At 73.9% G+C, this 24665-nt stretch carries 35 protein-coding genes; 20 read left to right on the forward strand and 15 right to left on the reverse strand.

Features of this window, described 5'->3' with window-relative positions:
* Nucleotides 1-5 precede the first annotated feature (5 nt).
* Genes ACO06A_RS07015 through ACO06A_RS07025 form a run of 3 tightly spaced genes read right to left on the reverse strand, consistent with a single transcriptional unit; the run spans nt 6 to nt 2178 of the window.
* Nucleotides 6-614, reverse strand: coding sequence for a class I SAM-dependent methyltransferase (locus tag ACO06A_RS07015; RefSeq protein WP_421735304.1), 609 nt, complete (start codon nt 612-614; stop codon nt 6-8).
* Nucleotides 611-1720 (reverse strand): AAA family ATPase, encoded by a 1110-nt coding sequence (locus tag ACO06A_RS07020; protein WP_421735305.1) that lies wholly within the window; start codon nt 1718-1720, stop codon nt 611-613. Before ACO06A_RS07020 ends, ACO06A_RS07015 begins: the two co-directional genes overlap by 4 nt.
* A 29-nt stretch (nt 1721-1749) precedes the next feature.
* Nucleotides 1750-2178 carry a nitroreductase/quinone reductase family protein gene (locus tag ACO06A_RS07025; protein ID WP_421735306.1) on the reverse strand — a complete coding sequence of 143 codons (429 nt, stop codon included), beginning with the start codon at nt 2176-2178 and terminating at the stop codon, nt 1750-1752.
* Nucleotides 2179-2243: 65 nt separating this feature from the next.
* On the opposite strand from ACO06A_RS07025, the gene ACO06A_RS07030 reads away from it, so the two are divergent.
* From ACO06A_RS07030 to ACO06A_RS07050, 5 genes are all read left to right on the forward strand, one after another.
* Nucleotides 2244-2651: a type II toxin-antitoxin system VapC family toxin gene (locus ACO06A_RS07030; protein WP_421735307.1), complete on the forward strand. Its 408-nt coding sequence runs from the start codon at nt 2244-2246 to the stop codon at nt 2649-2651.
* Nucleotides 2648-3205, forward strand: coding sequence for a GNAT family N-acetyltransferase (locus ACO06A_RS07035; RefSeq protein WP_421735308.1), 558 nt, complete (start codon nt 2648-2650; stop codon nt 3203-3205). Before ACO06A_RS07030 ends, ACO06A_RS07035 begins: the two co-directional genes overlap by 4 nt.
* A gap of 73 nt (nt 3206-3278) precedes the next feature.
* Complete coding sequence (locus tag ACO06A_RS07040; protein ID WP_421735309.1) at nt 3279-4055, forward strand: SDR family oxidoreductase; 777 nt, start codon at nt 3279-3281, stop codon at nt 4053-4055.
* Nucleotides 4056-4076: 21 nt separating this feature from the next.
* Nucleotides 4077-4514, forward strand: a complete 438-nt coding sequence (locus ACO06A_RS07045) for a hypothetical protein (RefSeq protein WP_421735310.1) — start codon at nt 4077-4079, stop codon at nt 4512-4514.
* Nucleotides 4515-4548: 34 nt separating this feature from the next.
* Entirely contained in the window at nt 4549-5793 is a 1245-nt protein-coding gene (locus ACO06A_RS07050) for an MFS transporter (RefSeq protein WP_421735311.1), read from the forward strand.
* Nucleotides 5794-5796: 3 nt separating this feature from the next.
* Here ACO06A_RS07050 and ACO06A_RS07055 read toward each other — a convergent pair whose 3' ends face one another.
* The gene (locus tag ACO06A_RS07055; protein ID WP_421735312.1) at nt 5797-6477 is read right to left on the reverse strand and encodes a hypothetical protein; all 681 of its coding nucleotides are present in this window, start codon (nt 6475-6477) and stop codon (nt 5797-5799) included.
* Between the two features lie 123 nt (nt 6478-6600).
* Here ACO06A_RS07055 and ACO06A_RS07060 point away from each other — a divergent pair, with 123 nt between their 5' ends.
* From ACO06A_RS07060 to ACO06A_RS07070, 3 genes are read left to right on the forward strand one after another with little or no spacing between them, the layout of a single operon-like run.
* Nucleotides 6601-7506, forward strand: a complete 906-nt coding sequence (locus ACO06A_RS07060; protein ID WP_421736033.1) for a metalloregulator ArsR/SmtB family transcription factor — start codon at nt 6601-6603, stop codon at nt 7504-7506.
* Nucleotides 7503-7916, forward strand: coding sequence for an arsenate reductase ArsC (locus tag ACO06A_RS07065; RefSeq protein WP_421735313.1), 414 nt, complete (start codon nt 7503-7505; stop codon nt 7914-7916). Before ACO06A_RS07060 ends, ACO06A_RS07065 begins: the two co-directional genes overlap by 4 nt.
* On the forward strand, nt 7913-9142 hold the full coding sequence (locus ACO06A_RS07070; RefSeq protein ID WP_421735314.1) for an APC family permease: 1230 nt from the start codon (nt 7913-7915) through the stop codon (nt 9140-9142). The genes ACO06A_RS07065 and ACO06A_RS07070 overlap by 4 nt, the downstream gene beginning before the upstream one ends.
* A 15-nt stretch (nt 9143-9157) precedes the next feature.
* Here the strand turns inward: ACO06A_RS07070 and ACO06A_RS07075 are convergent, their stop codons facing one another.
* Together ACO06A_RS07075 and arsM are read right to left on the reverse strand one after the other, a co-directional pair.
* Nucleotides 9158-9328: a hypothetical protein gene (locus ACO06A_RS07075; protein WP_421735315.1), complete on the reverse strand. Its 171-nt coding sequence runs from the start codon at nt 9326-9328 to the stop codon at nt 9158-9160.
* Nucleotides 9329-9331: 3 nt separating this feature from the next.
* Nucleotides 9332-10099: an arsenite methyltransferase gene (gene arsM, locus ACO06A_RS07080; protein ID WP_421736034.1), complete on the reverse strand. Its 768-nt coding sequence runs from the start codon at nt 10097-10099 to the stop codon at nt 9332-9334.
* Between the two features lie 106 nt (nt 10100-10205).
* On the opposite strand from arsM, the gene ACO06A_RS07085 reads away from it, so the two are divergent.
* Both ACO06A_RS07085 and ACO06A_RS07090 read left to right on the forward strand, forming a co-directional pair.
* Nucleotides 10206-10580: an ArsR/SmtB family transcription factor gene (locus tag ACO06A_RS07085; protein WP_421735316.1), complete on the forward strand. Its 375-nt coding sequence runs from the start codon at nt 10206-10208 to the stop codon at nt 10578-10580.
* Complete coding sequence (locus ACO06A_RS07090) at nt 10577-11068, forward strand: GNAT family N-acetyltransferase (RefSeq protein WP_421735317.1); 492 nt, start codon at nt 10577-10579, stop codon at nt 11066-11068. The genes ACO06A_RS07085 and ACO06A_RS07090 overlap by 4 nt, the downstream gene beginning before the upstream one ends.
* A gap of 1 nt (nt 11069) precedes the next feature.
* Here the strand turns inward: ACO06A_RS07090 and ACO06A_RS07095 are convergent, their stop codons facing one another.
* Both ACO06A_RS07095 and ACO06A_RS07100 read right to left on the reverse strand, forming a co-directional pair.
* Nucleotides 11070-11405 (reverse strand): ArsR/SmtB family transcription factor, encoded by a 336-nt coding sequence (locus ACO06A_RS07095; protein ID WP_175349286.1) that lies wholly within the window; start codon nt 11403-11405, stop codon nt 11070-11072.
* A complete protein-coding gene (locus ACO06A_RS07100; RefSeq protein WP_421735318.1) occupies nt 11402-12604 on the reverse strand; it encodes an MFS transporter in 1203 nt (400 codons plus the stop codon). The genes ACO06A_RS07095 and ACO06A_RS07100 overlap by 4 nt, the downstream gene beginning before the upstream one ends.
* 61 nt (nt 12605-12665) lie before the next feature.
* Between ACO06A_RS07100 and ACO06A_RS07105 the strand changes: the two genes are divergently transcribed.
* Together ACO06A_RS07105 and ACO06A_RS07110 are read left to right on the forward strand one after the other, a co-directional pair.
* On the forward strand, nt 12666-12998 hold the full coding sequence (locus ACO06A_RS07105; RefSeq protein ID WP_421735319.1) for an ArsR/SmtB family transcription factor: 333 nt from the start codon (nt 12666-12668) through the stop codon (nt 12996-12998).
* A complete protein-coding gene (locus ACO06A_RS07110; protein ID WP_421735320.1) occupies nt 12983-13624 on the forward strand; it encodes a cation diffusion facilitator family transporter in 642 nt (213 codons plus the stop codon). The genes ACO06A_RS07105 and ACO06A_RS07110 overlap by 16 nt, the downstream gene beginning before the upstream one ends.
* On the opposite strand, the gene ACO06A_RS07115 is transcribed toward ACO06A_RS07110, so the two are convergent.
* Nucleotides 13621-14490 carry an alpha/beta fold hydrolase gene (locus ACO06A_RS07115; protein WP_421735321.1) on the reverse strand — a complete coding sequence of 290 codons (870 nt, stop codon included), beginning with the start codon at nt 14488-14490 and terminating at the stop codon, nt 13621-13623. The two genes, ACO06A_RS07110 and ACO06A_RS07115, sit on opposite strands and share 4 nt — an antisense overlap.
* Before the next feature lie 19 nt (nt 14491-14509).
* Nucleotides 14510-15094 (reverse strand): TetR/AcrR family transcriptional regulator, encoded by a 585-nt coding sequence (locus ACO06A_RS07120; RefSeq protein ID WP_421735322.1) that lies wholly within the window; start codon nt 15092-15094, stop codon nt 14510-14512.
* A 111-nt stretch (nt 15095-15205) separates the two neighbouring features.
* On the opposite strand from ACO06A_RS07120, the gene fabI reads away from it, so the two are divergent.
* The 3 genes from fabI (at nt 15206) to ACO06A_RS07135 (ending at nt 17900) form a co-directional block, all read left to right on the forward strand.
* Nucleotides 15206-15973 carry an enoyl-ACP reductase FabI gene (gene fabI, locus ACO06A_RS07125; protein WP_421735323.1) on the forward strand — a complete coding sequence of 256 codons (768 nt, stop codon included), beginning with the start codon at nt 15206-15208 and terminating at the stop codon, nt 15971-15973.
* An 83-nt stretch (nt 15974-16056) separates the two neighbouring features.
* Nucleotides 16057-17511: a nitronate monooxygenase gene (locus ACO06A_RS07130; RefSeq protein ID WP_421735324.1), complete on the forward strand. Its 1455-nt coding sequence runs from the start codon at nt 16057-16059 to the stop codon at nt 17509-17511.
* A 77-nt stretch (nt 17512-17588) separates the two neighbouring features.
* Nucleotides 17589-17900 (forward strand): DUF2249 domain-containing protein, encoded by a 312-nt coding sequence (locus ACO06A_RS07135; RefSeq protein ID WP_421735325.1) that lies wholly within the window; start codon nt 17589-17591, stop codon nt 17898-17900.
* On the opposite strand, the gene crcB is transcribed toward ACO06A_RS07135, so the two are convergent.
* The 3 genes from crcB to ACO06A_RS07150 are packed head-to-tail and all read right to left on the reverse strand — an operon-like array spanning nt 17897 to nt 19181.
* Nucleotides 17897-18262 carry a fluoride efflux transporter CrcB gene (gene crcB, locus ACO06A_RS07140; RefSeq protein ID WP_421735326.1) on the reverse strand — a complete coding sequence of 122 codons (366 nt, stop codon included), beginning with the start codon at nt 18260-18262 and terminating at the stop codon, nt 17897-17899. The two genes, ACO06A_RS07135 and crcB, sit on opposite strands and share 4 nt — an antisense overlap.
* Entirely contained in the window at nt 18259-18669 is a 411-nt protein-coding gene (locus ACO06A_RS07145) for a fluoride efflux transporter FluC (RefSeq protein WP_421735327.1), read from the reverse strand. Before ACO06A_RS07145 ends, crcB begins: the two co-directional genes overlap by 4 nt.
* On the reverse strand, nt 18666-19181 hold the full coding sequence (locus ACO06A_RS07150; RefSeq protein ID WP_421735328.1) for a universal stress protein: 516 nt from the start codon (nt 19179-19181) through the stop codon (nt 18666-18668). The genes ACO06A_RS07145 and ACO06A_RS07150 overlap by 4 nt, the downstream gene beginning before the upstream one ends.
* 52 nt (nt 19182-19233) lie before the next feature.
* Between ACO06A_RS07150 and ACO06A_RS07155 the strand changes: the two genes are divergently transcribed.
* The 4 genes from ACO06A_RS07155 (at nt 19234) to ACO06A_RS07170 (ending at nt 21821) form a co-directional block, all read left to right on the forward strand.
* A complete protein-coding gene (locus ACO06A_RS07155) occupies nt 19234-19881 on the forward strand; it encodes an NADPH-dependent F420 reductase (RefSeq protein WP_421735329.1) in 648 nt (215 codons plus the stop codon).
* Nucleotides 19882-20065: 184 nt separating this feature from the next.
* The gene (locus tag ACO06A_RS07160; RefSeq protein WP_421735330.1) at nt 20066-20788 is read left to right on the forward strand and encodes an SAM-dependent methyltransferase; all 723 of its coding nucleotides are present in this window, start codon (nt 20066-20068) and stop codon (nt 20786-20788) included.
* On the forward strand, nt 20788-21630 hold the full coding sequence (locus ACO06A_RS07165; RefSeq protein WP_421736035.1) for a class I SAM-dependent methyltransferase: 843 nt from the start codon (nt 20788-20790) through the stop codon (nt 21628-21630). The genes ACO06A_RS07160 and ACO06A_RS07165 overlap by 1 nt, the downstream gene beginning before the upstream one ends.
* Nucleotides 21627-21821, forward strand: a complete 195-nt coding sequence (locus ACO06A_RS07170; protein ID WP_421735331.1) for a hypothetical protein — start codon at nt 21627-21629, stop codon at nt 21819-21821. Before ACO06A_RS07165 ends, ACO06A_RS07170 begins: the two co-directional genes overlap by 4 nt.
* On the opposite strand, the gene ACO06A_RS07175 is transcribed toward ACO06A_RS07170, so the two are convergent.
* Nucleotides 21818-22465: a response regulator gene (locus ACO06A_RS07175; protein ID WP_421735332.1), complete on the reverse strand. Its 648-nt coding sequence runs from the start codon at nt 22463-22465 to the stop codon at nt 21818-21820. The two genes, ACO06A_RS07170 and ACO06A_RS07175, sit on opposite strands and share 4 nt — an antisense overlap.
* Nucleotides 22462-23664: a sensor histidine kinase gene (locus tag ACO06A_RS07180; protein ID WP_421735333.1), complete on the reverse strand. Its 1203-nt coding sequence runs from the start codon at nt 23662-23664 to the stop codon at nt 22462-22464. The genes ACO06A_RS07175 and ACO06A_RS07180 overlap by 4 nt, the downstream gene beginning before the upstream one ends.
* A 173-nt stretch (nt 23665-23837) precedes the next feature.
* Between ACO06A_RS07180 and ACO06A_RS07185 the strand changes: the two genes are divergently transcribed.
* Nucleotides 23838-24659 (forward strand): SDR family oxidoreductase, encoded by an 822-nt coding sequence (locus ACO06A_RS07185; protein ID WP_421735334.1) that lies wholly within the window; start codon nt 23838-23840, stop codon nt 24657-24659.
* Nucleotides 24660-24665: the final 6 nt, after the last annotated feature.

Here is a 24665-nt window from a genome sequence, read left to right on the forward strand (position 1 = left end):
CGACATCATGACCCGACGACTTTCGCGGACAGCCGCTCGACCAGCCGCCACCTCGACGCCGCGCTCTCGACGAGCTCCAGCCCCGCCGGCTCCAGGAGCAGCAGGGGGCGCCGGCGGAAGTGCTCCCCCGCGCGACGAGGGCTGACGCGCTCGAGCACCCCCTGCACCCCGCGTCCGAGCCGGGCGGACGACTCCACGTGGTCGGCCATCAGCAGCAGACCGCCCGGCCGCAGCACGCGCGCGAGCTCCCGCAGCACGGCGAGCTCGTCGTCGACGCAGCAGAGGGCCAGCGTGCTCACGACGGTGTCGAACGAAGCGTCCGGCAGGTCCAGGTGCGCGGAGTCGGCCTGGACCAGCCGGGCGGGGACACCGACCGCTGTCGCGCGAGCGGAGGCCGCCCGGAGCATGGCCGCGCTGACGTCGGTGAGCGTCAGGTCGGTGACGCGGTCGGCGTAGTAGGGCAGGTTGGCCCCGGTGCCGACGCCGACCTCGAGCGTCCGGCCCGAGACGCGGTCGGCGATCCACTGCCGCGCGGGCGCGAACAGCCGGGGTTCGAGGAACGCGGTGGTGCGGTCGTACGTCGCCGCCTGCTCGTCCCAGTACGCCTCGCTCATCGCTTCGGCCACGTCCACGCCGGGCCGTCGAGGACCCCGGCGCCCTCCACGGACGTCGCCCCGCCCGCGCCCTTGGTCAGCTCGATCGTCGTCGCGCCCGCTCCCCGCAGGGCCCGGACCAGGTCCCCGGCGTGCGTGACGACGAGCACCTGCGAGCGCTCCGCCGCGGAGGCGATCAGGGCGCCGACGGCCGGCATGAGGCTGGGGTGCAGGCTCGACTCGGGCTCGTTGAGCACCAGCAGGTCCGGCGGGCGGGTGGCGTGGGCCGCGGCGACGAGCAGCAGGAAGGTCAGCGTGCCGTCCGAGAGCTCGGCTGCGGAGAGGGGTCGGCGCAGGCCGGGCTGCGTCATCGCGACCCGGCAGGCGCCGTCGTCGTCCTCGGTGACCACCACGCGTGACCCGGGGAACGCGACGTCGACCGACGCCTGGAGCGCGTCCGCGTCGCCCGCGAGCTGGATCGTCAGCAGCGCCGCCGCCAGGTCGTCGCCGGACGCGGACAGCACCGGGGTGTACGTCGCGACGCCGGGTCCTCGGACCGAGCTGTCGCCGTCCGTGCGCAGGTGGTCGTAGAAGCGCCAGCGTCGGGCCTGCTCCCGCAGCGCGAACAGGTCCGGGGTGGCGGCCGGGTCCGCGAGCAGCGCCATCACCGACTCGTGAGCGTTCACGGTGAGCGGCACGGTGGCCCACGCGCCGTCGTCGTCCCGCGTCCGGACGCGCGAGCCCGTGCGCTCGGTCAGGACCGTCGACGGTCGCAGCACCGGGCCGGCCCAGACCACCTCGGACTTGATCTCCGGGTCGAGCTTGAACGGTCCCAGCTGCGGCAGGCCCAGGTCGATCGCGTACGAGAGGTCCTCGGTGGCGATGCCCAGCCGGACCGCGACCGGCCCCTCCGAGCGGCGACCCGCGTGCACCGCGGACCGCATCCCGCCCTCGCGCGCCAGCGAGGAGACGGCACCGTCCCGGGCCACCTCCGCGAGCAGGCGCAGCGCCCGGTAGACGCTCGTCTTGCCGCTCCCGTTGGCACCGGTGACCACCGTCAGGCCGTCCAGGCCGACCACCAGCGAGCGCAGGCTGCGATACCCCTCCACCGCCAGCGTCCGGATCATGGCGCGACCCTAGCGGCGAGCGCCGACACTCAGACGGGCTCCAGCAGGACGACCGGGATCACGCGGGACGTCCGCTCCTGGTACCGCGCATAGTTGGGCAGCGCCTCGACGATCCGCGGCCAGAGCCGATCGCGCTCGTCGGGCGTCGCCACCCGAGCCAGCATCGGGCGGGCAGGACCGCCGCCGACCGCCACGCGCACCTGGGGGTGGTCGCGCAGGTTGAGGAACCAGGACGGGTGCTCGTCGTTCCCCCCGGCCGACGCGACGACCACGAGCGTCTCCCCCAGGGTCACCGGCGCCGTGAGCATCGACGAGCGCGGCCTGCCCGACCGGCGTCCGACCGTCACCAGCTCGAGCGACGGCAGCCCGACCAGCTCGCCGCCGAACCGGCCGCGGGTCAGCCCGACGATCGCGCGGTGCAGCCAGCTCAGGGACCGCATGAGGACGGTGCTGGTCATGGTCGGCGTCTCAGGAACATGACTCGATGACAGCACGTGTCACACCACGGTGCGACCATTCTCCGATGACCCGCTTCGTCGTCGACGCCGCTGCCGCGCTCCGGCTCGCGGCGGCGGACACCCCCGTGCCCGACGCCCACGAGCTGCTGGCCCCGACCCTGCTGCGCTCGCAGGCGCTGTCCGCGATGCACGAGGCCGTCCACCGCGGCGAGCTCACGTCCGTGGACGCCCGCGAGCGGCTCGCGCGCCTGAACCGGCTGAAGATCCGGCTGCTCGGCGACGGCGTCCTGCGGGGCACCGCCTGGAAGATCGCCGACGAGCTCGGCTGGGAGTCGACGTTCGCCGCCGAGTACGTCGCGCTCACACGGCTCCAGGCCGACTACCTGGTGACGCTGGACGACGACCTGGTGCGCGCGGTCGAGGGTGTCGTGGCGACGGCGCCGTTCGAGGCCCTGCTGGACCCCGCCGCATGAACGTGACGCTCAGCCCGTGGTCGATCGACGACGACGAGGCCCTCGCCGCCGCCGTGCGGGAGAGCCCCGACCTGGCGGTCCAGCTCGGAAACGGGGCGCTCGGCACGCCCCCGGCGGCCCGCAGCTACATCGAGCGGTACCTCACCAACGACGACGGGACGGCCGCGTTCGCCATCCGCGTCGACGGGACCGCCGTCGGCCATGTCGCCCTCAGCCACATCGAACGCCGGCACGACACCGCGTGGGCGTCCTACTGGGTGTCGGCCAGCCGCCGCGGCCACGGCCTGGCGTCGCGCGCGCTCGCCACGGTCGCCGCGTACGCGTTCGACACCCTCGGCCTGTTTCGGCTCGAGCTCGGTCACCGCGTGAACAATCCCGCCTCCTGCCGGGTGGCCTCCGCCGCGGGGTTCTCCGCCGAGGGGATCGCACGGTCCAAGCTGCGGTACGGCAGCGACCGGTTCCACGTGGAGACGCACGCGCGCCTGGCCACGGACCCCCGGCCGACCCTCGCACTCGTCCCGGTCTCCGCCCGCGAGGCCGAACCGGTGCGGTGACCCTCGCAATCGAGTGGTGCTCCTGACCCGTCCCCTGCCAGAGTGACGCCCGCCCGAGCACAGGAGGTCGGTCATGCCCGCACTCGCCGGACGCGTGGTCCTGGTGACCGGCACCAGTCGCCGGATCGCGATCGGCGCCGGGGTGGCCCGTCGGCTGGTGGCTGACGGCGCCGCGCTGCTGCTGCACACCTGGTCGCCGCACGACGCAGAGCAGCCCTGGGGTGCCGACGAGGGCGGGGTCGACGCCCTGGTCGCCGAGCTGCGCGCGGCCGGTGGGACGGTCGAGCACGTCGCGGCGGACCTCGCCGACCCGGAAGCCCCGCACGCGCTCGTCGCCGCCGCCCACTCCGCGTTCGGGCGGCTCGACGCCGTCGTGGCCAACCACGCCCGCAGCTCCGGGCAGAACCTGGAGCAGCTGACCGCCCACGAGATCGACCTCTCGTACGCGGTGAACACCCGCGCGACCCTGCTGCTGGTCCAGGCGTTCGCCGCTCGGCACGACGGGTCCCCGGGCGGGCGGGTCGTCGTCTTCACCTCCGGGCAGTACCGGGGCGCGATGCCCGACGAGCTGCCGTACATCGCGTCGAAGGCCGCCCTGCACGAGCTGACGGCGAGCCTCGCCGTGCACCTCATGCCCCGCGGCATCACGGTCAACTGCGTGAACCCCGGACCCAACGACACCGGGTACGCCGACGCCGCGGCGCGCGCGGCCGTCTCCGCCCGCAGCCCCGGTGGCCGGTGGAGCACCCCGGCCGACACCGCTCGGCTGGTCGCGTGGCTGCTCAGCGACGAGGCCGACTGGGTGACCGGCCAGACCATCGCGTCGGACGGTGGCTTCTCGTCGCTCTGAGCGGGCCCTACGCTCGCACGCGTGAGCGAGATCGCCCAGCTGCCGGCGGAGCACCCCTGGGCCACCGTCGGCGTCATCGCCGCCGTCCTCCTGATCGGCTGGCTGGTCCGGCCGCGCCGCCTACCGCCGGCGCGCCGGCCACGAGGTGCAGCACCCCGGCCCGGCGAGGTGTGGTTCGCGCAGGTGCCGTTCGAGGACGGCACCGGCAGCAAGGACCGGCCCGTGCTGGTCCTGTCCGTGCTGGGCGGGTCGTGCGAGGTCGCCCGGTTCACGTCGCGGGACCGCACCGGCCGACGCGACTACCTCCCGGTGCCGCAGGGCACTCCCGGCCTGCCCAAGGCCAGCTGGCTCGACCGGCGGCCGATCACCCTGGACCGGTCCGCGCTGCGCCGGCACGTCGGTGAGCCCGGCGAGGCGTTCGTCGCCTGGTACCGCGGCTCCGCAAGAGATCTCGGGTGACCCGCACGCCGGCGTCGGCTACCGTCTCGCCCTTGTGAGCCGGATCGTCGACGTCGTCGTCCCGCGCAGGCTGGGCACCGGGTTCCGGTGGCTGCTGGCCTCGTCGTGGAGCTCGAACCTCGGCGACGGCATCGTCATCGCGGCGGGTCCCCTGCTCGTGGCGTCGCGCACCGAGGACGCGTTCCTCGTCGCGCTCGCCGCCCTGCTCCAGTGGCTGCCGCCGCTGCTGTTCGGCCTGTGGGCGGGCGCGCTCACCGACCGGCTGGACCGGCGGCGGCTGGTGATCCTCGTCGACTCGCTGCGTACCGTCGTCCTGATCCTGCTGGCCGCCGCCGTGGCCTTCGACGTGGCCACCATCGCGCTCGTCCTGGTGGCGATGTTCCTGCTCGGCACCGCGGAGACGTTCGCAGACAACGCCTCGGGCACGATGGTGCCGATGCTGGTCCAGCGCGACGACCTGGCTCTGGCGAACAGCCGCATCCTGGCCGGGTTCGTCACCGTGAACCAGCTGGTCGGCCCGCCTCTGGGGGCGTTCCTGTTCGCGGCAGGGCAGGCGTGGCCGTTCGCCGCCGACGCGCTGCTGGTCGCTGCCGGAGCCGTGCTCGTCTCGCGGATCTCGCTGCCGCCGCACCTGACCGAGCCGCGGACCACCCACCTGCGGCACGACATCGCCGAGGGCGTCCGCTGGGTGCGGCACCACGCGGCCGTGCGGACCCTGGTGCTCACCATCCTCATCTTCAACGTGACCTTCGGGGCGGCGTGGTCGGTGCTGGTCCTGTACGCACGCGAGCGGCTGGGGCTCGGGGCGATCGGGTTCGGGCTGATCACCACGGTCGGCGCCGTCGGCGGGCTGGTCGGGACGGTGTCCTACGGCTGGATCACCCGGCGGGTCAGCCTGGCCAACCTCATGCGGATCGGGCTCATCGTCGAGACCCTCACGCACCTCGCGCTGGCGCTCACGACGACGGCCTGGTTCGCCCTGGTGGTGTTCTTCGTGTTCGGCGCGCACGCGTTCGTCTGGGGCACCACCTCGGTGACCATCCGGCAGCGGGCCGTGCCGACCGAGCTCCAGGGGCGGGTCGGGAGCGTGAACCTGGTGGGGGTGTACGGCGGGCTGGTGCTCGGTGCGGGCATCGGCGGGCTGCTCGCGCAGCGGTACGGGGTGACCGCGCCGTTCTGGTTCGCGTTCGTCGGGTCCGCGATCTTCGTCGTGCTCATCTGGCACCAGCTGCGGCACGTGGCGCACACCGACGAGCTGGACGCACCGGCGGCGTCCTGAGCCTCAGCCGGTCGCGGAGGGTCCCGCCAGGGGGACCAGCCGCGCCTCCGTCACGCCGGCGCGCTCCAGCTCCTCGACGAGGATCGTCATCATCGTCCGAGCCGCCTCCGGGTAGCCGACGCCCTCGGTGTCGATCCAGTACCCCAGGCCGGTGCCGTCGTCGGTCGGATCGCTGACGTAGTCGAGGATCCTGCCCTCGGCGACGTCGAGCGCCTCGGCGTCGGCGTGCTCCACGCCCTCGGCGTCGACGGCGAAGAAGCGTGCAGCGGCGGCGGCCATGCCGACGCGCACGGCCGCCGGGTCGCCACCGATGACGGTGACCCCGTTGTCGAGCGCCTCCGTCATGCCCCACTCGTTCGTGACCGGCGCGAACAGCGCGGGGTCCACGGTGATGGTGCCCGTACCGAACTGCGCGGTGACTGCTGCGCCCCAGGCGGCCGAGATCGCGGGAAGGTCGGCAGGCTCCAGCACGTACTCCATGGCGTAGTAGGCGGCCTCGATCGCCTCGGCCCAACGCGCCTCGACGGCCGGGTCGGTCGTGGGGGTGCTCGGTGTGGGTGACGCCGTCGGCGTGGGCTGCTCGACCGGGGTGATCGCACGCGCCTCGCGTTCGACGCCGGCCGGTCCGCACGCCGACAGCAGCAACGCTCCGACGACGACGAGCACGGTACGAAGGCCGCGCACGGCTCTCCTTCCGTCGAGGGGTTACCCGGACCCATCGGCAGTCGGCGCGGGCCGCTGGAGGTTGACGGCTGTATCGAGATCCATCAATATAGACACGTGCCCACCACCCTGGCGTCGTCCGCGATGAGCGCCGACTCCGCCGAGTACGTCGCGCACGCCCTCAAGGCGCTCGCGGACCCGCTGCGTCTGCGCGCGCTCTCGCTCATCGCCGCCAGCCCGTCGGGCGAGGCGTGCGTCGAGGACGTCAGCGAGCTCACGTCGGTGTCGCAGCCGACCGTGTCCCACCACCTCAAGGTGCTCAAGGACGCGGGACTGGTCACGGCCGAGCGGCGCGGCACGTGGGTCTGGTACCGGATCGCGCCGGAGCACCGTGGCGCGGTCCGCGCGGTCCTGGGAGCGTTCGAGGCCGCGCAGGAACGTCCGGCGGAGGCCGTCCCCGACCTCGACCGGCACCTCGACCGCATCACCACCGACCTCGCCCCGCGGTACCCGACGATCGACGCCGCCCGGGTCCGGGACGTCGTCCGCGACTCCTCGACCGCGCTCGCGCGCACCGGTCCGCGGGCGCACCTCGTCGGCCTCACCGAGCGGTTCGCGCGGCAGCGCCTCGACGACCTGGTGCGCATCGACGGCGGGCCGACCGTCCCGCGCGTGCTCTTCGTGTGCGTGGCCAACGCCGGCCGCTCGCAGCTGGCCGCGGCCCTGCTCCAGCGCTACGCGGGCGACGCGGTCCTGGCACGGTCGGCCGGCTCGTCGCCCGCCGCCGCCATCCACACGCACGTGCGCCCGGAGCTCGATGCGCTCGGGGCCGACGGCTTCCCCAAGCCGCTGACCGACGACGCCGTCCGCGCCGCCGACGTGGTGGTGACCATGGGCTGCGGCGACGTCTGCCCGGTGTACCCCGGCATCCGCTACGAGGACTGGGCGGTGGGCGACCCCGCGCTCGCCTCCCCCGACGGCGTCGCGGTGATCCGCGCCGACATCGACTCGCGCGTCCAGACCCTGCTCACCACCCTTGGAGTGTCATGACCCAGCCCAGCGTCCTGTTCGTCTGCGTGCACAACGCCGGCCGGTCCCAGATGGCGGCCGGCTTCCTGAAGGCCCTGTCCGGTGGCGCCGTGGAGGTCCTGTCCGCCGGGTCCATGCCGGCCGACCAGGTGAACCCGATCGCGGTCGACGCGATGGCGGAGGTCGGCATCGACATCCGCACGGAGCAGCCGAAGGTGCTCACCACCGAGGCCGTGCAGGCCTCCGACGTGGTGGTGACCATGGGCTGCGGCGACGTGTGCCCGTTCTTCCCGGGCAAGCGGTACGAGGACTGGGTGCTCGAGGACCCCGCCGGGCAGGGCATCGAGTCGGTGCGCCCGATCCGCGACGAGATCCGCGGCCGGATCCTGACCCTCCTCGACGAGCTGGGCGTGGAGCCCGTCGGCGCGTGACCGCCCTCGTCCGTCGGCTGGGGGTCGCCGACGCGGTCGTCGTGGGGCTCGGCGCGATGCTGGGCGCCGGGGTGTTCGCCGCCTTCGCGCCTGCGGCCGAGGCCGCCGGGTCGGGGCTGCTGATCGGGCTGGCGATCGCCGCGGTGGTGGCGTTCTGCAACGCGACGTCGTCGGCGCGGCTGGCGGCGCTGTACCCGGAGTCGGGCGGCACCTACGTCTACGCGCGCCGGCGGCTCGGCCGGTTCTGGGGGTTCCAGGCGGGCTGGTCGTTCGTCGTCGGCAAGACCGCGAGCTGCGCGGCGATGGCCCTGACGTTCGCCTCGTACGCCGCGCCCGGGTACACCCGGCTGGTCGGGATCCTCGCGGTCGTGGCGATCACGGCGCTGAACTACCGGGGCGTGCAGAAGTCGGTCCTGGTCACGCGGGTGATCGTCGCCCTCACGCTCGTGACGCTCGCGGTCGTCGTCGCCGCGTCGGTGGCGGGCGGGACCGCGTCGACGGAGAACCTCGCGGGCGTCGACCTCGGCGGCGTGCTCCAGTCCGCGGGGCTGCTGTTCTTCGCGTTCGCCGGGTACGCGCGGATCGCCACGCTGGGCGAGGAGGTGGTCGATCCGCGCCGCACGATCCCCCGGGCGATCCCGCTCGCGCTCGGCATCGTGCTGGTGGTCTACCTGGTGGTCGGCGTCTGCGCGCTGCTCGCGGTCGGGCCCGACGCTCTGGCCGCGACCGCCGCACCCCTGCGCGCGGTGGTCGAGGCCGGGTCGTGGGCCGCCCTCAGCCCGGTCGTCCAGGTCGGTGCCGCCGCCGCGTCGCTCGGAGCCTTGCTGGCGCTGGTGCTCGGGGTGTCGCGCACGGCCTTCGCGATGGCGCGCGACCACGAGCTGCCGCCGTACCTCGCAGTGGTCCACCCACGGCACGGCGTCCCCTACCGGGCGGAGCTCGCCGTCGCGGCCGTCGTCGTCGTGCTCGTCGCCACCCTGGACGTGCGGGGCGCGATCGGGTTCTCGTCGTTCGGCGTGCTCACCTACTACGCCCTGACCAACGCCAGCGCGCTGCGCCTGCGGGCCGACGAGGGCCGGCCGCCGCGCTGGGTCTCGGTTCTCGGGCTGGTCGGCTGCGTGGTCCTCGCGCTCACGCTGCCGCTGCCGTCGGTGCTCGGCGGGCTCGCCGTAGCGCTCGTCGGCGCGGGTGTCTGGGCGGTGCGGCGGGGGCGCGGCCGCGGGTGACCGCGGCCGCGCTGGTCACGCCGGGACGCAGCAGACGGTGGGTGCCGCCCGGAGCGTCAGCCGAGGCAGGCGCCAGGAGCGCACCGGCCGCGGCGCGCGCTCCGCGAGGAGGAGCCGGCGCCGCAGCTCGGCCTCCAGCTCACGCTCGCGCTCGTCGTAGAGGACTGCGAACAGCTCGGGGTGCATGGCCTACTCCTCGGTGAGGGGCTTGCGGGCGCGGACCACGGCGCCGTGCATGCCGTCCGCGACCTGGTGGGTGAACGTGACCTCGGCGTCGGTGAACCCGGCGCGGGTCAGTCCGTCGACGTACTCCGTGCGGGACAGGGCGCCCGCGATGCAGCCGACGTACGAGCCGCGCTCGCCGCGCTGCTCCGGCGTGAGGTGGTCCTCGGCGACGATGTCCGAGATCCCCACCCGCCCGCCCGGCGTGAGCACCCGGAACGCCTCCGCGAGCACGGCCTGCTTGTCGGTGGACAGGTTGACCACGCAGTTGGAGATGACGACGTCCACCGTGGCGTCGTCCAGGGGCAGGTCCTCGATGGTGCCCTTGCGGAACTCCACGTTGGTTGCCCCCGCCTTGACCGCGTTGGCGCGGGCCAGGTCGAGCATCTCGTCGGTCATGTCGACCCCGTAGGCGAACCCCTCCGGGCCGACCCGACGCGCCGACAGCAGCACGTCGATCCCGCCACCGGACCCGAGGTCGAGCACGCGCTCGCCCGCCCTCAGCTCCGCGACCGCCAGCGGGTTCCCGCAGCCCAGCGAGGCGGCCAGCGCCTCGACAGGGATGCTCACGGCGTCCTGCGCGCTGTAGAGACCTGCCCCGAACTTCTCGTCGACGTCGACGACCGCTCCCGGCGCGCAGCAGCCTCCGTCGCCACCACACCCACCCAGCCCGGCCTGCGTCTCCACCGCCGCCAACGCGTAGCGCTGACGCACCTGCTCCCGCACCTCGTCCATCTCGTCCGCCTCCTCAGGCATCGACAACCATCAATGGACAAGATGGACCTACCCATCGACGGTTGTCAATATCGACAGACGTAAATGTCTGAGGCACACTGGTGCCATGGCTCTCGATCTCCTGCCCGTCGTCTCCGCCTCCGGCGGGGCGTGCTGCACCCCGCTCACCCGCGACGCGATCACGGAGCAGGCGGCCGCCGACCTGTCCCAGGTGCTCAAGGCGCTGGCCGATCCCGCCCGCCTGCGCCTGCTGTCGCTCATCGCGTCGCACGACGGCGCCGAGGCGTGCGTCTGCGACCTGACCGAGCCGGTCGGCCTCAGCCAGCCGACGGTGTCGCACCATCTCAAGGTTCTGGTCGACGCCGGCCTGGTCACCCGCGACAAGCGGGGTGTCTGGGCCTACTACGCGCTGGTGCCCGGAGCGCTCGACGCCGTCACCCACCAGCTCGGCACGCACCTGACCGCGGGCGCGGCCTCATGAGGGTGCTCCCCCTGACCGCCGAGCACTGGCCCGCGGTCGAGCGCATCTACGCCGCCGGGATCGCCACCGGGCACGCGACCTTCGAGTCCGCACCGCCCACGTGGGAGGCGTTCGACGCGGCACGGCTCCCGGCCCACCGGCTCGTCGCGGTCGACGAGGACGGCACGGTCCTCGGCTGGGCGGCCGCCGTCCCGGTCTCGGACCGGTGCGCCTACGCCGGCGTCATCGAGCACTCGGTCTACGTCGACCCTGCCGCGCAGGGCCGCGGCATCGGGCGGACGCTGCTCGCGGCGCTGCTCGAGAACGCCCGCGCTGAGGGGATCTGGACCGTGCAGTCCGGCATCTTCCCCGAGAACGCGACGAGCCTCGCCGTGCACGCGGCCGCCGGGTTCCGGGTGGTCGGCACGCGCGAGCGCCTCGGCCGGATGACCTACGGCCCGCTGGCGGACCAGTGGCGGGACGTCGTCCTCGTCGAGAAGCGCCTCTGACTCAGCGGTGGTGCGGCGGCACCGGGTAGAGCGTGTGCTCGGTGTGCTGGAGCACGTTGGTGACCAGCGCGGACACGTGCTCGTTGGCCTGCGAGTAGTAGATCGTCGTGCCGTCCCGGCGGGCCGTGACCAGGTGGCCGGCGCGCAGCTTGGCCAGGTGCTGGGAGACGGCGGGGGTCGGCCGGTCGAGCGCCTCGGCGATGGCGGTCACGGACAGCTCGGTCCCGTCCAGCAGGGCGAGGACCGCCAGCCGGGTGCGGTCGGCGAGCAGGCGCAGGATGTCGACCGCGTGGTCGAGATCGGCTGCGTCGGTGAGGTTCGTGGCCATCGTCGTCATGATCGCAGGCTCGGTACCCGCGCGGGGCTCGGCCACAGGAGCGTCGCGGTGATCGTCCCCGCGGTGGCGACGACCGCCAGCGCCACGGCGGCGACCCCGAGCCCGACCGTGCCGAGCCAGCCGGCGAGCGGGTAGGTGATCAGCCAGCACGCGTGCGACAGGGAGAACTGCGCCGCGAACGCCGACGGGAGGTCCTCGGTGGGCACCTCCCGGCGCACGAGCCGGCCGACCGGGGTCTCGACGGCCGCCCAGCCGAGGCCGACCAGCACCCAGAGCACGCTCACGGCGGCGAGGCTGTGCAGCGCGACGGGGATCACGGCGGTGGTGACCGCGAGGAGCGCCGCCCCGCCGAGCATCACGCGCCGCTCGGTGACGCGGCGCAGCAGGCGCGGCAGGGTCACGGCCGCCGCCATCGAGCCCAGCCCGTTCGCGGCCAGCACCAGCGCGACGACGCCGGCCCCGAGGCCCAGCTCGCCGCGGACGACGACCACGGTCTGCACCAGCACGAACGCCCCGGCGGCCGCCACCACGAGGTTGAGCGCGAGGACCGGTCGCAGCGCCGGCGTCCGCACGAACAGCGCCGCACCCCGCCGCACCTCGTGCGTGAACCGCCCTTGGACGGCCGGGACCCCGCGCGGCAGGACCACCGAGCTCACCAGCAGCGCGGACCCGGCGAACCCGATCGCGGTGCCGACGAACAACGCGTCGGACGGGACCAGCAGCAGCAGGGCCGCCGCGAGAACCGGCGCCAGGACTGCCTCGAGGTCGTACGCCAACCGGGACAGCGACAGCGCGGAGGTGTAGTCGTCCTCGTCGGCAAGCACCTGCGGGATGACCGACTGGAACGTGGGCGTGAAGGTCGCCGACGCCGCCTGGAGCACGAAGATGAGGACGAACACCTGCCAGACCTCGCCGACGAACGGCAGCATCGACGCCACGAGCAGCCGCAGCACGTCGGCGCCGATGAGCACCGCCTTCCGCGGCAGTCGCGCCACCACGACGGCCGCGACCGGGGCCACGAGCACGTACGCGAGCATCTTGATCGCGAGCGCCGTACCGAGCACCGAGCCCGCGTCGGCGCCGGCGAGGTCGTAGGCGAGCAGGCCGAGCGCGACCGTGGCCAACCCCGTGCCGGCGAGCGCCACCACCTGCGCGGCGAACAACCGGCGGTACACGGGGTGGGCGAGGGCGCGGAGCATCCTTCGATTATTGCGCATCTACGCAAACATTGAATACACGATTGTCTGTACTCTCGCCTCCATGGAGACGGTGACCCTCACCCACACGGCCGCGCTCGCCCGGTTGGGGCACGCGCTGTCCGACGAGACCCGCACCCGAGTACTGCTCGTCCTGCGCGAGGCCCCGGCCTACCCGTCGGACCTGGCGGACGCGCTCGGCGTCTCCCGCCAGGTGATGTCCAACCAGCTGGCCTGCCTGCGCGGCTGCGGCCTGGTCGAGGCGGTCCCCGACGGCAGGCGCACCTGGTACCGGCTGGCCGACGCCCACCTGGCCCCCGCCCTCGACGACCTGCTCCGGCTCGTCGTCGCCGTCGACCCCACCTGCTGCGGATCGGCGGGGTGCACGTGCTCCTGACCCGACGCACGGTCCTGCAGCGGCGCATCCGGTGGGTCGTCGCCCTGACGATCGCCTACAACGTGGTCGAGGCGGTCGTCGCGCTGGTCGCCGGGCGGGTGGCGTCGTCGTCGGCACTCCTGGCGTTCGGGCTCGACTCCGTGGTCGAGGTCCTGTCGGCCGCCGCGGTCGCGTGGCAGTTCGCGGCTCCCGACCCCGAGGGCCGCGAGCGCACCGCCCTGCGACTGATCGCCGTCTCGTTCTTCGGCCTCGCCCTCGTGGTCACCCTCGACTCGGTGCGGACGCTGCTCGGCGGCTCGGAGCCGGAGCACTCGACGGTCGGCGTCGTGCTGGCCGCCGCGAGCCTGGTGACCATGCCGCTGTTCTCCTGGTTCGAGCGCCGGACCGGACGCGAGCTGGGCTCCGCCTCGGCGGTCGCCGACTCGAGGCAGACCCTGCTCTGCGCCTGGCTGTCCGGCGTCCTGCTGGTGGGCCTCGTGCTCAACAGCACGCTCGGGTGGACGTGGGCGGACCCGCTCGCCGCGCTGGTGATCGCCGGGTTCGCCGTCCGGGAGGGCCTCGAGGCGTGGCGCGGCGAGGCCTGCACGGTCCCGGTCAGCGCCCTGCTGGAGTCGGACGAGGCCTAGCCGGTCACGTGCGCGACGATCCGCTTGATCGTCTCGTCGTCGCGCAGGATCCGGCGGTGACCCAGCCCGTCGCTGACCACCAGTTCCGCACCCGGCCAGGCGCGCGCGATGCGGGTGCCGTCCGCGTGGTCGGCCTCCTTGTCGGCGCGGTCGCTCAGCACGAGCGTCGCGGGCAGCGTCCGACCCGCGTTGGCGGCCCGCACGGGGATGTCGAGCTCCGCCAGCCGCCGGCCCGCCAGCTTCTCCATGCGGACGACGAACCGGTGCCGGGTCCGCTCGCTGAACCCGAGGGTGTGCGCGAAGCCGACCGTGTAGGTGGACGGGTCGGCCAGCGGCGTGACCAGCACGAGGCGCTCGGTCGGCGTCCCGTCCAGGACGGCGAGCGCGCTCGCAGCCGCGCCCATGGAGTGGCCGACGACCGCACGGGCCGGACCGTGCGCCTCGATGACCGTGCCGAGGGCCGACATCATCTCCGGCAGGGTCGTCCGCCGCCGGCCGAGGGCGCCCGGGCCGGAGTCGCCGTGCGAGGGTGCGTCGTACGCGACCACCCGCAGGCCGGCCGCGACGAGCGGCTCGACCAGCGAGCGCAGCTGCCCGCGGTGGCCGCCCCAGCCGTGCACCAGGTACACGGTCGGCCCGTCGCCCCAGACCTGCCCGGCGATCGGGCCCGTGCGGAACGCGGTACCGCCCGGGATCGCCGACGGGTGCTTCGCGCGGGCCGGGGTGCACCACAGGCGCAGCGCCCCGCGGGCGACCAGCTCGGGGGCTACGCGGTCGAGGGCGCCCACCGCGGACCGGACCAGCGGCGGGACGGGCGGAAGCTGTGTACGAACGGTCGTGCTTTTTTCGATCGAGAGCTCGGTCATGTCGGGTCTCCAGACGACGTCAGGCGAGGAAGGAGTGCAGCAGCCGCTCGAAGGCGAAGCGGGTGTGCGGTTCGGCCGCCGGGTCACGCAGCAGCCGGAAGGCGTGGAAGTGCGCGAGCATCAGCCCGTGCAAGTCGTGCGCGAACTGCTCGGGCGCCAGGTCGTCGCGGAACGCCCCGTCCTTGGCACCGGACCGGTAGACCTGCGCGAGCGACTCGGCGAGGTCCCAGTGGTCGCGGACCAGCTGGTCGCGGACGGGGCCGGGCTGGTCGTCGAACTCCGTGGCCGCCGAGACGAACAGGCAGCCGGCCGCACCGGAGGTCGAGGTGGTGAGCCAGCGCTCGAACAGGGTGCGGACGCGCTGCTCACCGCGGGGCGCCGCGAGCGCCGGGCGGATCACCTGGTCGACGAAGTGCTGCCGCGCGCTGGCCAGCACGGCCAGCTGGAGCGCCTCCTTGGACCGGAAGTGCGCGTAGAGACCTGACTTCGACAGGCCCGTGGCGGACGCGAGCGTGCCGATGGTCAGACCGGCGACGCCGAGACGCCCGGCGATCTCGACCGCCTGGTCGATCACCGCCTGACGCGTGTCGTCACCCTTGCCCATGGACTATGAATAGCACGATCGTGCGGTACCGCGCATCTACCACGTCCCACGACGGGGCCATCCGGTCGGACGACCCAAGGCAACCGTCCCCCGGGCGCTACCGTCGACGCCATGGCGCTGCTCGACAACAAGACGATCCTCGTGACCGGCGTGCTCACCGAGGGCTCGATCGCGTTCCACGTCGCCCGGCTGGCCCAGGAGCAGGGCGCCCAGGTGGTGCTCACCTCCTTCGGGCGTCAGCAGCGGCTGACCGAGGCCATCGCCCGACGCCTCCCGGCACCGGCACCGGTGGTGCGCCTCGACGTCACGTCCGCCGAGGACCTGACCGCGCTCGCGGGTGCGGTCGGCGAGCACGCCGACCGGCTCGACGGGGTGGTCCACTCGATCGGCTTCGCGCCGCAGGCGGTGCTCGGCGGGAACTTCCTCGACGGCCAGTGGCCCGACGTGGCCACCGCCCTGGAGATCTCGGCCTACTCGCTCAAGGCGCTGGCCGTCGCCGCGCAGCCGCTCATGGTCCGGGGCAGCTCGCTGGTCGGCCTGACGTTCGACGCGACCGTCGCGTGGCCGGTCTACGACTGGATGGGTGTGGCCAAGGCGGCGCTGGAGTCCACGTCCCGCTACCTCGCGCGCGACCTCGGGCCCCACGGCATCCGGTGCAACCTGGTCGCCGCCGGCCCGATCCGGTCGACCGCGGCCAAGGCGATCCCCGGCTTCGAGGCGATCGAGGGCGGCTGGGACGCCCGTGCACCGCTCGGCTGGGACGTCGGCGACGCCGGTCCGACGGCCCGCGCGGTGGTCGCCCTGCTCTCGGACTGGTTCCCCGCGACGACGGGCGAGATCGTGCACGTCGACGGCGGCGTGCACGCGATGGGGATGTGACAGGGGCCGTTGGTCCCGGCTCGACGGCGAACCCTTCACCTACGGTTGCGTAACTTACGCTCCCGTAGGTCTGGAGAGGTTCGATGCCGACACCCCCGCCACTGACATCACTGCGGCGCGCGCTGCCGACGATCATCCAGGGCGGGATGGGCGTCGCCGTCTCGTCGTGGCGGCTGGCCTCTGCAGTCGCCCGGCGCGGGCAGCTGGGCGTGGTGTCCGGCACCGCGCTCGACCTGGTGCTGGCCCGCCGTCTCGAGGACGGGGACCTCGACGGTTCGGCCCGCCGCGCGATGGCGGCGTTCCCGGTGCCGGCGATCGTCGAGCGCGTGCTCAAGCGGCACCTGCGCCCGGGCGGGCGGGCGGCGGGCGTCGCCTACACGCCGGTCCCCCGGCTGAGCCTGCGCCCCGGGCGCGCCGTCCAGGAGCTCACCGTGCTGGCCAGCTTCGTCGAGGTGTGGTTGGCCAAGGAGGGTCACGACGGCCCGGTCGGCATCAACTGCCTGGAGAAGGTCCAGATGGCGATGCCCGCCGCGGTGTACGGCGCGATGCTCGCCGGGGTCGACGCGGTGCTCGTCGGTGCCGGCATCCCGCGCCACCTGCCGCACCTGCTCGACGAGCTCGCGGCCAACCGCCCCACGCAGCTGCCCGTCGACGTCGCCGGCGACCCCGGCGGTGACCACGTGGTCGCGATCGACCCGCCGGACCTGCTCGGCCCCGACCTGCCGGCCCTCGATCGTCCGTTCTTCCTCGCGATCGTGTCGAGCGAGGTCCTGGCCGCCTACCTCACGCGCGACCCGGCCATCCGGCCCGACGGGTTCGTCATCGAGGGCCCCCGGGCCGGCGGTCACAACGCGCCGCCGCGGGGCCGGCCCGTGCGCGACGAGCGCGGTCAGCCGGTGTTCGGGGCCCGGGACCAGGCGGACGTCGACAAGGTGGCGGCGGTGGGTCTGCCGTTCTGGCTGGCCGGCTCGCTGGGCACGCCCGAGGCGGTGCGCGAGGCCCTCGCCGCCGGCGCGACCGGCGTCCAGGTGGGGACCGCCTTCGCTCTCAGCTCGGACTCGGGCCTGACCGACGAGCTGCGCGAACGCCTCCTCGCCCTGCTGCGCACCGGTGACCTGGAAGTGCTCACCGACGGGGACGCCTCGCCCACCGGCTTCCCGTTCAAGGTGGCCCAGCTGGCCGGGACGCTCTCCGACCACGCCGTGCGCAGCGCCCGGCCACGGCTGTGCGACCTCGGCTACCTGCGCTCCCCGTACCTCAAGGGCGACGGCAAGGTCGGGTTCCGCTGCCCCGCCGAGCCGGTCGCGATGTATGTCAAGAAGGGCGGCGCCGAGGAGGACACCGAGGGCCGGGCGTGCCTGTGCAACGCGCTCTCGGCCGACGTGGGCCTCGGCCAGACCCGGCCGGACGGGCGCGAGGAGGAGGCCCTGGTGACTCTGGGCGCCGACCTCGACGGCGCCGGCCGCCTGGCCGAGCTGTACCCCGACGGCTGGTCGGCCGACCAGGTGCTCGACTGGCTCCTCGAGCCGGCGCTGTAGAGCCCTTGGTCCCGGTCGCGCGCAGGGGCTCCGACGGATACTCGGTGGGCGCCCGTCACCCGACCTCGGAGGACCCCATGACCACGCAGCACGTCGAGATCTCGACCGGCACGCCCGCCACGGCTGAGCAGGGCCACGTGTGCGGCTGCGGGCACGCGACGGACCAGGAGATCGTGCTCGACGTGCACAGCCTCCCGCGCCCGATCCGGCACGCGGCGATCCGCGGCGCGTTCAGCGCGATCCCGGTCGGTGGCTCGATGGTGCTCGTCGCGCCGCACAAGCCGCTCCCCCTGCTCGCGCAGCTGGAGCAGGACGCACCCGGCGCGCTGGCCGTCGAGTTCCTGGTCGACGAGCCCACCGAGTGCCGCGTCCGCCTGACCCGCGTCTAGGCAGCCATCAGGGCGACGCCCAGCGCGGCCGCGCCGAGGCAGAGCAGCACCGAGCCGACGGCGTTCGCGGTCGCTCGGCGCAGCTCGCCGGCCTGGATCAGCCGGACGGTCTCCACCATCGCGGTCGAGAACGTGGTGTACCCGCCGCAGAACCCGGTCGCGGCCACCACCAGCCACGTCGAACCGAGGCCGTGGTAGAGGTGCGCGCCGTTGAGCAGCCCGATGAGGAACGACCCGGTCACGTTGACCACGAGCGTGGCCAGGGGGAACACGCGGGTCCAGCGGGTACGCACGGAGCCGTCGACGACGAACCGGGACGCGGCGCCGAGTCCGCCGAAGACGGCGATGAGCAGGACGGTCATCGCGCTCGCCGAGTGGCCAGTGCGACGCCGGCGAGGCACGCCAGCAGCCCGACGACCACGCTGAGCACCCCGTAGGCCACGCTCGTCGCCACCTGGCCGGCCGCGATCAGCCGCTCCATCTCGATCGCCAGGCTGGAGAACGTGGTGAACCCGCCGAGCACCCCCGTGCCGGCGCCGAGCCGGACCAGCCGGCCTCGTCGGGACTCCTGGCCGTGGCGCAGCAGCGCCTCGAGCAGGACGCCGAGCAGGAACGACCCGAGGACGTTGACGACGAACGTCGCCGTCGGCCACCCCCCGGGCGACGTGCCCAACCACTCGGCGACCGCCCAGCGGCCCGTCGTGCCCACCGCTCCGCCGAGCGCCACGACCGCGACCAGCCTCGGATCGAGGTGCGGGGGTCGGGTCACGGATGGTCCTGCGGGACGATCGTGACCGGCAACGGCTGCGTGTGCGCCAGGTGACCGGCCGTCGAGCCGCCGATCAGGTGGTTCATCCAGCCGCCGAGCCCGGGGCGGCGACTGCCGACGACGATCATCGAGGCACCCGCCTGCCGCCCGACGTGCGCCAGCTCCCGCGACGCCTCACCGACCGTGTAGACGAACCGCCACGGCACGTCGGAACCCTCGAGGTTGCGCCCGACCTCGGCGACCAGCGAGGTCTCGGCGGCGACCTCGTCCTCCCGCTCGTCGACGTGGTCCGGGTCCAGCGGCGTGGTGACCAGGGTGCCGTCCGGCTCCCGCGCGACGAACGTGCGGGCGGCGTCCGACCAGACGCAGACGAGGTCGGCCCCCATCGCGCGGGCGAGGTCCGCCGCCCGGTGCACGACCGCCGGGGACTGCCCCGGGATCACCCCGACGACGACGGTCGGGCCGCCCGGCGTCGGCACGCCGTGCCACGCGTGCGGTGCGGAACGGGTCACCCGCCGAGGCTACGCGGGAACACCGGCCGGGCCGCGGAGGTTGCGGTGACCCATGACCACTATCGGATTCATCGGCGCAGGCCACATCGGCGGCACGCTCGCCCAGCTCGCCATCTCGCACGGCTACGACGTCGTCGTCAGCAACTCCCGGGGACCGGAGACGCTCACCGACCTGGTGGAGCAGCTGGGCGACCGCGCACGGGCGGGCACGTCGGCCGAGGCCGCCGCGGCCGGGGACGTCGTCGTCGTGACGATCCCCACCAAGAACGTGAACGACGTCCCGGTCGAGCAGCTCGCGGGCAAGGTCGTCATCGACACCAACAACTACTACCCGCAGCGCGACGGCCAGATCGAGGCGCTGGACAACGAGTCCACGACGGTCTCGGAGCTGCTCCAGTCCCACCTGCCGGCGTCGCACGTGGTCAAGGCGTTCAACCACATCATGTTCAGCGACCTCGCCACGCAGGGCGTCCCCGCCGGCACCCCGCAGCGCCGGGCGCTGGCCGTCGCAGGAGACTCCGACGAGGCGCGCGCTGCCGTGTCCGAGCTGATCGACGAGCTCGGCTTCGACGCGGTCGACGTCGGGCCGCTGGCGGAGGGCTGGCGCTACCAGCGCGACACCGCGGCCTACGTGCAGCGGTTCGACGCCGACGGCCTGCGCACCGCCCTGTCGAAGGCCGTGCGCTACCGCGACATGTGACGCAGAAGTACCGGACGGCCTGCGCTCCCCTCGCTGCGCAGGCCGTCCGGTGGCTCATCGGGCGGCCGGGACCCTGACCAGCTGCACCCGTCACCTGGGAAGAGGGGTGCCGCGGGGCTGTGATACGCGGGTCGCGGGTCATATCTGCTCGCTCGCGTGCGCGCCCGGTCGTACCGTCCGGCTCATGGACCACCTCCGCCACCACGCCATCCGCGAGAGCTCGCACCGGATCCTCGACCCGTTCACCGACGACCAGCTGGCCACGCTGGGGCGCGCGCTCCACCTGACCCCGGGCACGACCCTGCTGGACCTCGCCTGCGGCAAGGGGGAGCTGCTGTGCACGTGGGCGCGGGACCACGGGACGGTCGGTACCGGCGTGGACCTCAACCCGGCCTTCGTCGACGCGGCCCGGGAGCGCGCGGCGTCGCTCGGCGTCGATGTCGTGGTCGAGCTCGGCGACGCCGCCGGCTACGTGTCCCCGACGCCCGTCGACGTCGCGTGCTGCATCGGGGCGACCTGGATCGGCGACGGTGCGGTCGGCACCCTGGACATGCTGGCTCGGTCGCTCGCGCCGCGGGGCGTCGCGCTGGTCGGCGAACCGTTCTGGCGGTCCGAACCCCCGGAGGCGGCACGCGCGATCGGCGACTTCCACACGCTCCCCGGCCTGGTCACCGCGGTGCAGGACGCCGGCTGGGACGTCGTCGAGATGGTGCTCGCCGACGAGGCCAGCTGGGACCGGTACGTGGCGGCCCAGTGGCTCAACCTGAGCCGCTTCCTCGACGACCACCCGGACGACCCGCTGGCGCCCGCGTTCCGCGACGAGCTGTCGACCGCACCCCTGGACTACGTGACGAACCAGCGCCCGTACCTCGGATGGGGAGTGCTCGCCCTGGTGCGGCGGCCGTGATGGACCCCTCGGCGGTGCGCGCCTACTACGCGTCGAAGAGCGAGCACGAGCGGGACCGGCTCCTCTCCCCGGAGGGCCTGCTCGAGCGCGTGCTGACCACGCGACTCCTCGAACCGCTCCTCGGCACACCCGGCCGAGCGCTCGACCTCGGCGGGGGCACCGGGCCCTACTCGGTGTGGCTGGCCGAGCTGGGCTGGGAGGTCTCGCTGGCCGACCTGTCCCCCGAGCTCCTCGCGATCGCCGAGTCCTCGCTGCCCGCCGGCACCGTCCAGGAGGTCGTCGAGATCGACGCCCGGGACCTGTCGCGCTGGGCCGACGGGACGTTCGACGCGGTCCTGTCCCTCGGGCCGATGTACCACCTGACCACCGCGCACGACCGCGCGCTCGCCGCGTCCGAGCTGGCCCGCGTCACGCGCCCCGGCGGGGTCGTCGCCGTCGCGCTCATGCCGCGGTACACCTCCGTCCGCCGGGTGCTCTCCCTGTCCGACGAGCGGTGGCAGCTGGCCGACCCGGCGTTCGTCGACCGGCTGCTGGACGAGGGTGTCCTGGAGAACGCGGTGCCCGGGCGCTTCACGCACGTGTACGGGGTGCAGCCGACCGAGGTGTGCCGGTTCTTCGAGTCGCACGGGTTCTCCTCGCTGCTGCTGGCGTCGACACACGGGTTCCTCACCGGCGTCGAGGACGGCTTCGAGGCGCTGCGCGTCGAGCACCCGTCCGCCTACCTCGGGCTGCTGGACCGGGTGGTCGCGCTGGCGTCGGACCCCGGCACGCTCGCGACCGCCGGCCACCTGCTGTACGTGGGGCGCAAGATCGGCGCGCGTGGGGACACAGACCAGGCATGAGGCTGGTACGTGCGGCAGGCGGCCGGCTCGACGACGGCTCCGGCAACCCGCCGGACGGCTGGGACAACCCCAGCCAGGCGGGGATGCTCACCGTGACCGGCGACGAGGCCGTGTTCACCGACGCCGCCGGCCACGAGGAGCACTTCGACCTGCGGCCCGGCGCCGACGAGCCGCTGGAGCTCTGCTCCTAGACCCCGACCAGCCCCGACTCGTAGGCCGCGATCACCAGCTGGACCCGGTCGCGGCAGCCGAGCTTGCGCAGGGCCTCCGACACGTGGGACTTCACGGTCGGCTCGGCGATCCACAGCTCCGCACCGATCTCCGCGTTCGACAGCCCGCGGGCCACCGCGCGCAGGATCTCCAGCTCGCGCGGGGTCAGGTCCGCGATGCCCGGCGTCGGCGAGGGAGCCGGCGCGCGCGCGGTGAAGTCCTCGACCAGCCGACGGGTGACCGTCGGGCCCAGCAGCATCGACCCGTCCGCGACCATCCGCACCGCCTCCACCAGCCGGTCCGCAGTGACGTCCTTGAGCAGGAAGCCGCTGGCACCCGCCCGCAGGGCGTCGTACACGTACTCGTCCAGGTCGAACGTGGTGAGGATCAGCACCCGGGTGGCCGGATGCTCGGCCGTGATGCGGGCGGTGGCCGCGATCCCGTCCAGGTGCGGCATCCGCACGTCCACCACCGCGACGTCGGGCTTCTCGGTCGCGACCAGCGCCAGCAGCTCGCGGCCGTCGTTCGCGGCGCCGACCACCTGCAGGTCGGGTGCCGACCCGAGGATCGCGGCGAAGCCCAGCAGGACGACGGGCTGGTCGTCGGCGACGACGACGCGGGTCACCGGGGCACCACGGGCACCTGGATCTGCAGCACGAACTCCTCGTCGTCCATCACGGCCGTCATCGTGCCACCCAGCGCCTCGACGCGTTCGCGCATCCCGATCAACCCGCGCCCCGGTTCCGCGACGCGCTCGGCGGGGTTGGCCATCCGGAAGCCGACCGCGCCGTCGGACTGGCTCCTGCTCAGCCGCGCGGTCACCCCCGGTGCGTGCCGTCGCGCGTTGGTCAGCCCCTCCTGCACCGCGCGGTACAGCACGTAGCCGGTGGCGGGCGGCACGTCGCGCCACTCGCCGTCGAGGGTGACCGGCTGGCCCGCCGCGACCGCGCTGGCCACCAGGTCGTCGACGTCGCACGCGGTCGGCTGCGGGGTGCGCTCGCCCTCGTCGGACGTGCGCTGGAGGACGACGAGCACCTGGCGCAGCTCGGTCAGGGCCTCGCGGGCGTCGGTCGCGATGGCGGCCAGGACCTGGCGGGCGTCGTCGTTGAGGTCCGGGTGGATGAACGGCGCCGACTCCGCGCGGACCGCGACCAGCGACACGTGGTGCGCGACGACGTCGTGCAGGTCGCGGGCGAGCCTGGCACGCTCACCGGCGAGGGACTCGACCTGGAGGGCGTGGCGCTCGGTGACCTGCGCCTCGGCTTGGCGACGCCGCGAGCGCTGGGTCGCCCCGACGGCGGCCGCGACCCCGACGACGGCCAGCACCCAGAACGTGTAGATCCACAGAGCTGTCCACTCGTAGTCCGCTCCGGTCCCCGAGGTCACCGGGCCGATCGGCAGGTACGCCGGCGTCTCCGTCCCGCAGAACCAGACGACCACGAAGATCGCGGCGATCGTCGGCACCACGGCACGCTCCGGCCCGTCGAGAGCCGCGAGGGCGGCCACCGCCAGGATGCCCAGCCACCAGCCCCAGACGAAGCCTCCGTTCCACGGCACCTGGATGAACGGCAGCAGGGTCAGCGCGGTCGCCCAGACGGGCCAACGGCGCCCGAGCACCACGCCGGCCACCACGCTCAGGCTGCCGAACAAGGTGAACTGGTCGATGCCCCCCGGCGTGGACCACGAGGACCCGCCGTCGAACGACGAGTAGTCGGTGATGCGCGGCGTGATCAGGATGAACACCGCGACGACCGTCGCCGCCGCGACGGACGGCACCCACTCCCGCCAACGGGACCGCGCGTCGGGGCGGGTGGGTGTCGTCATGGCGTCATCGTGGCCTGCGCGCCCGCCGCGATGCCTCAGCCGCGCGACGGAGATCGGCCTCCTCCCCCGGTCGGCCCTGCCAGCAGCGCCGCGGGGCTCGTGCAGGACTCCTGAGCGCTCCGGGCGGGGCGGGCGGAGGATGGATCCGCCCGTTCACACCCCGGAGGTCTCCCATGCCCACCGTCCTGATCACCGGCACCTCGACCGGCATCGGCCTGGAGACCGCGCTCGCCGCCGCCGACGAGGGGTGGACGACCGTCGCGACGATGCGGGACCTGTCCAAGGCAGGGGCGCTCCGCGAGCGCGGCGGGGGGTTCCCGCTCGACGTCCGGCAGCTCGACGTGACCGACCACGCCGCCATCGACGCGGTGGTGGCGGGCGTCGTCGCCGACCACGGCTCGCTCGACGCGGTGATCAACAACGCCGGGGCCGGTCAGGTGGGCACCGCCGAGACCCTGGGCATGGACGCGTTCCGGTCGTGCATGGAGCTCAACTACTTCGGGGTCGTCGCGCTCACGCAGGCGTCGCTGCCGCACCTGCGCGCGTCCGGCGGGCGGCTCATCACGATCAGCTCGGTCGGCGGCGTCGTCGGCCAGCCGTTCAACGAGGCGTACTGCGCCGCCAAGTTCGCGGTCGAGGGGTTCCTGGAGAGCCTCGCGCCCGTCGCGGCCGCGCTCGGGGTGCCGGTCGTCATCGTCGAGCCGGGGGCGGTGGCCAGCGAGTTCGTCGCCAACGTCGGACGCCCGTCCGGGACCGACACCGTCTACGGGCCCCTGCTGGAGGCGTACCTGGAACGGACCGCGGGCGCGTTCGCCAACGCCCAGTCCGCCGCCGACGTCGCGGCCATCCTGGTGGAGCTGCTGGTCGAGGAGGACCCGCCGGTCCGCGTCCAGACGAGCGCGACCGCGCGGGCGTTCGCGGGGGTCAAGCTGGCCGACCTGGACGGGTCCGCGGTGCAGGCGATGACACGCGGATGGATCGCCGCTGGCGCATGATGGGGG

This window comes from Cellulomonas sp., assembly GCF_965229465.1.
In the GTDB taxonomy this organism is placed as follows: Bacteria; Actinomycetota; Actinomycetes; order Actinomycetales; family Cellulomonadaceae; genus Cellulomonas.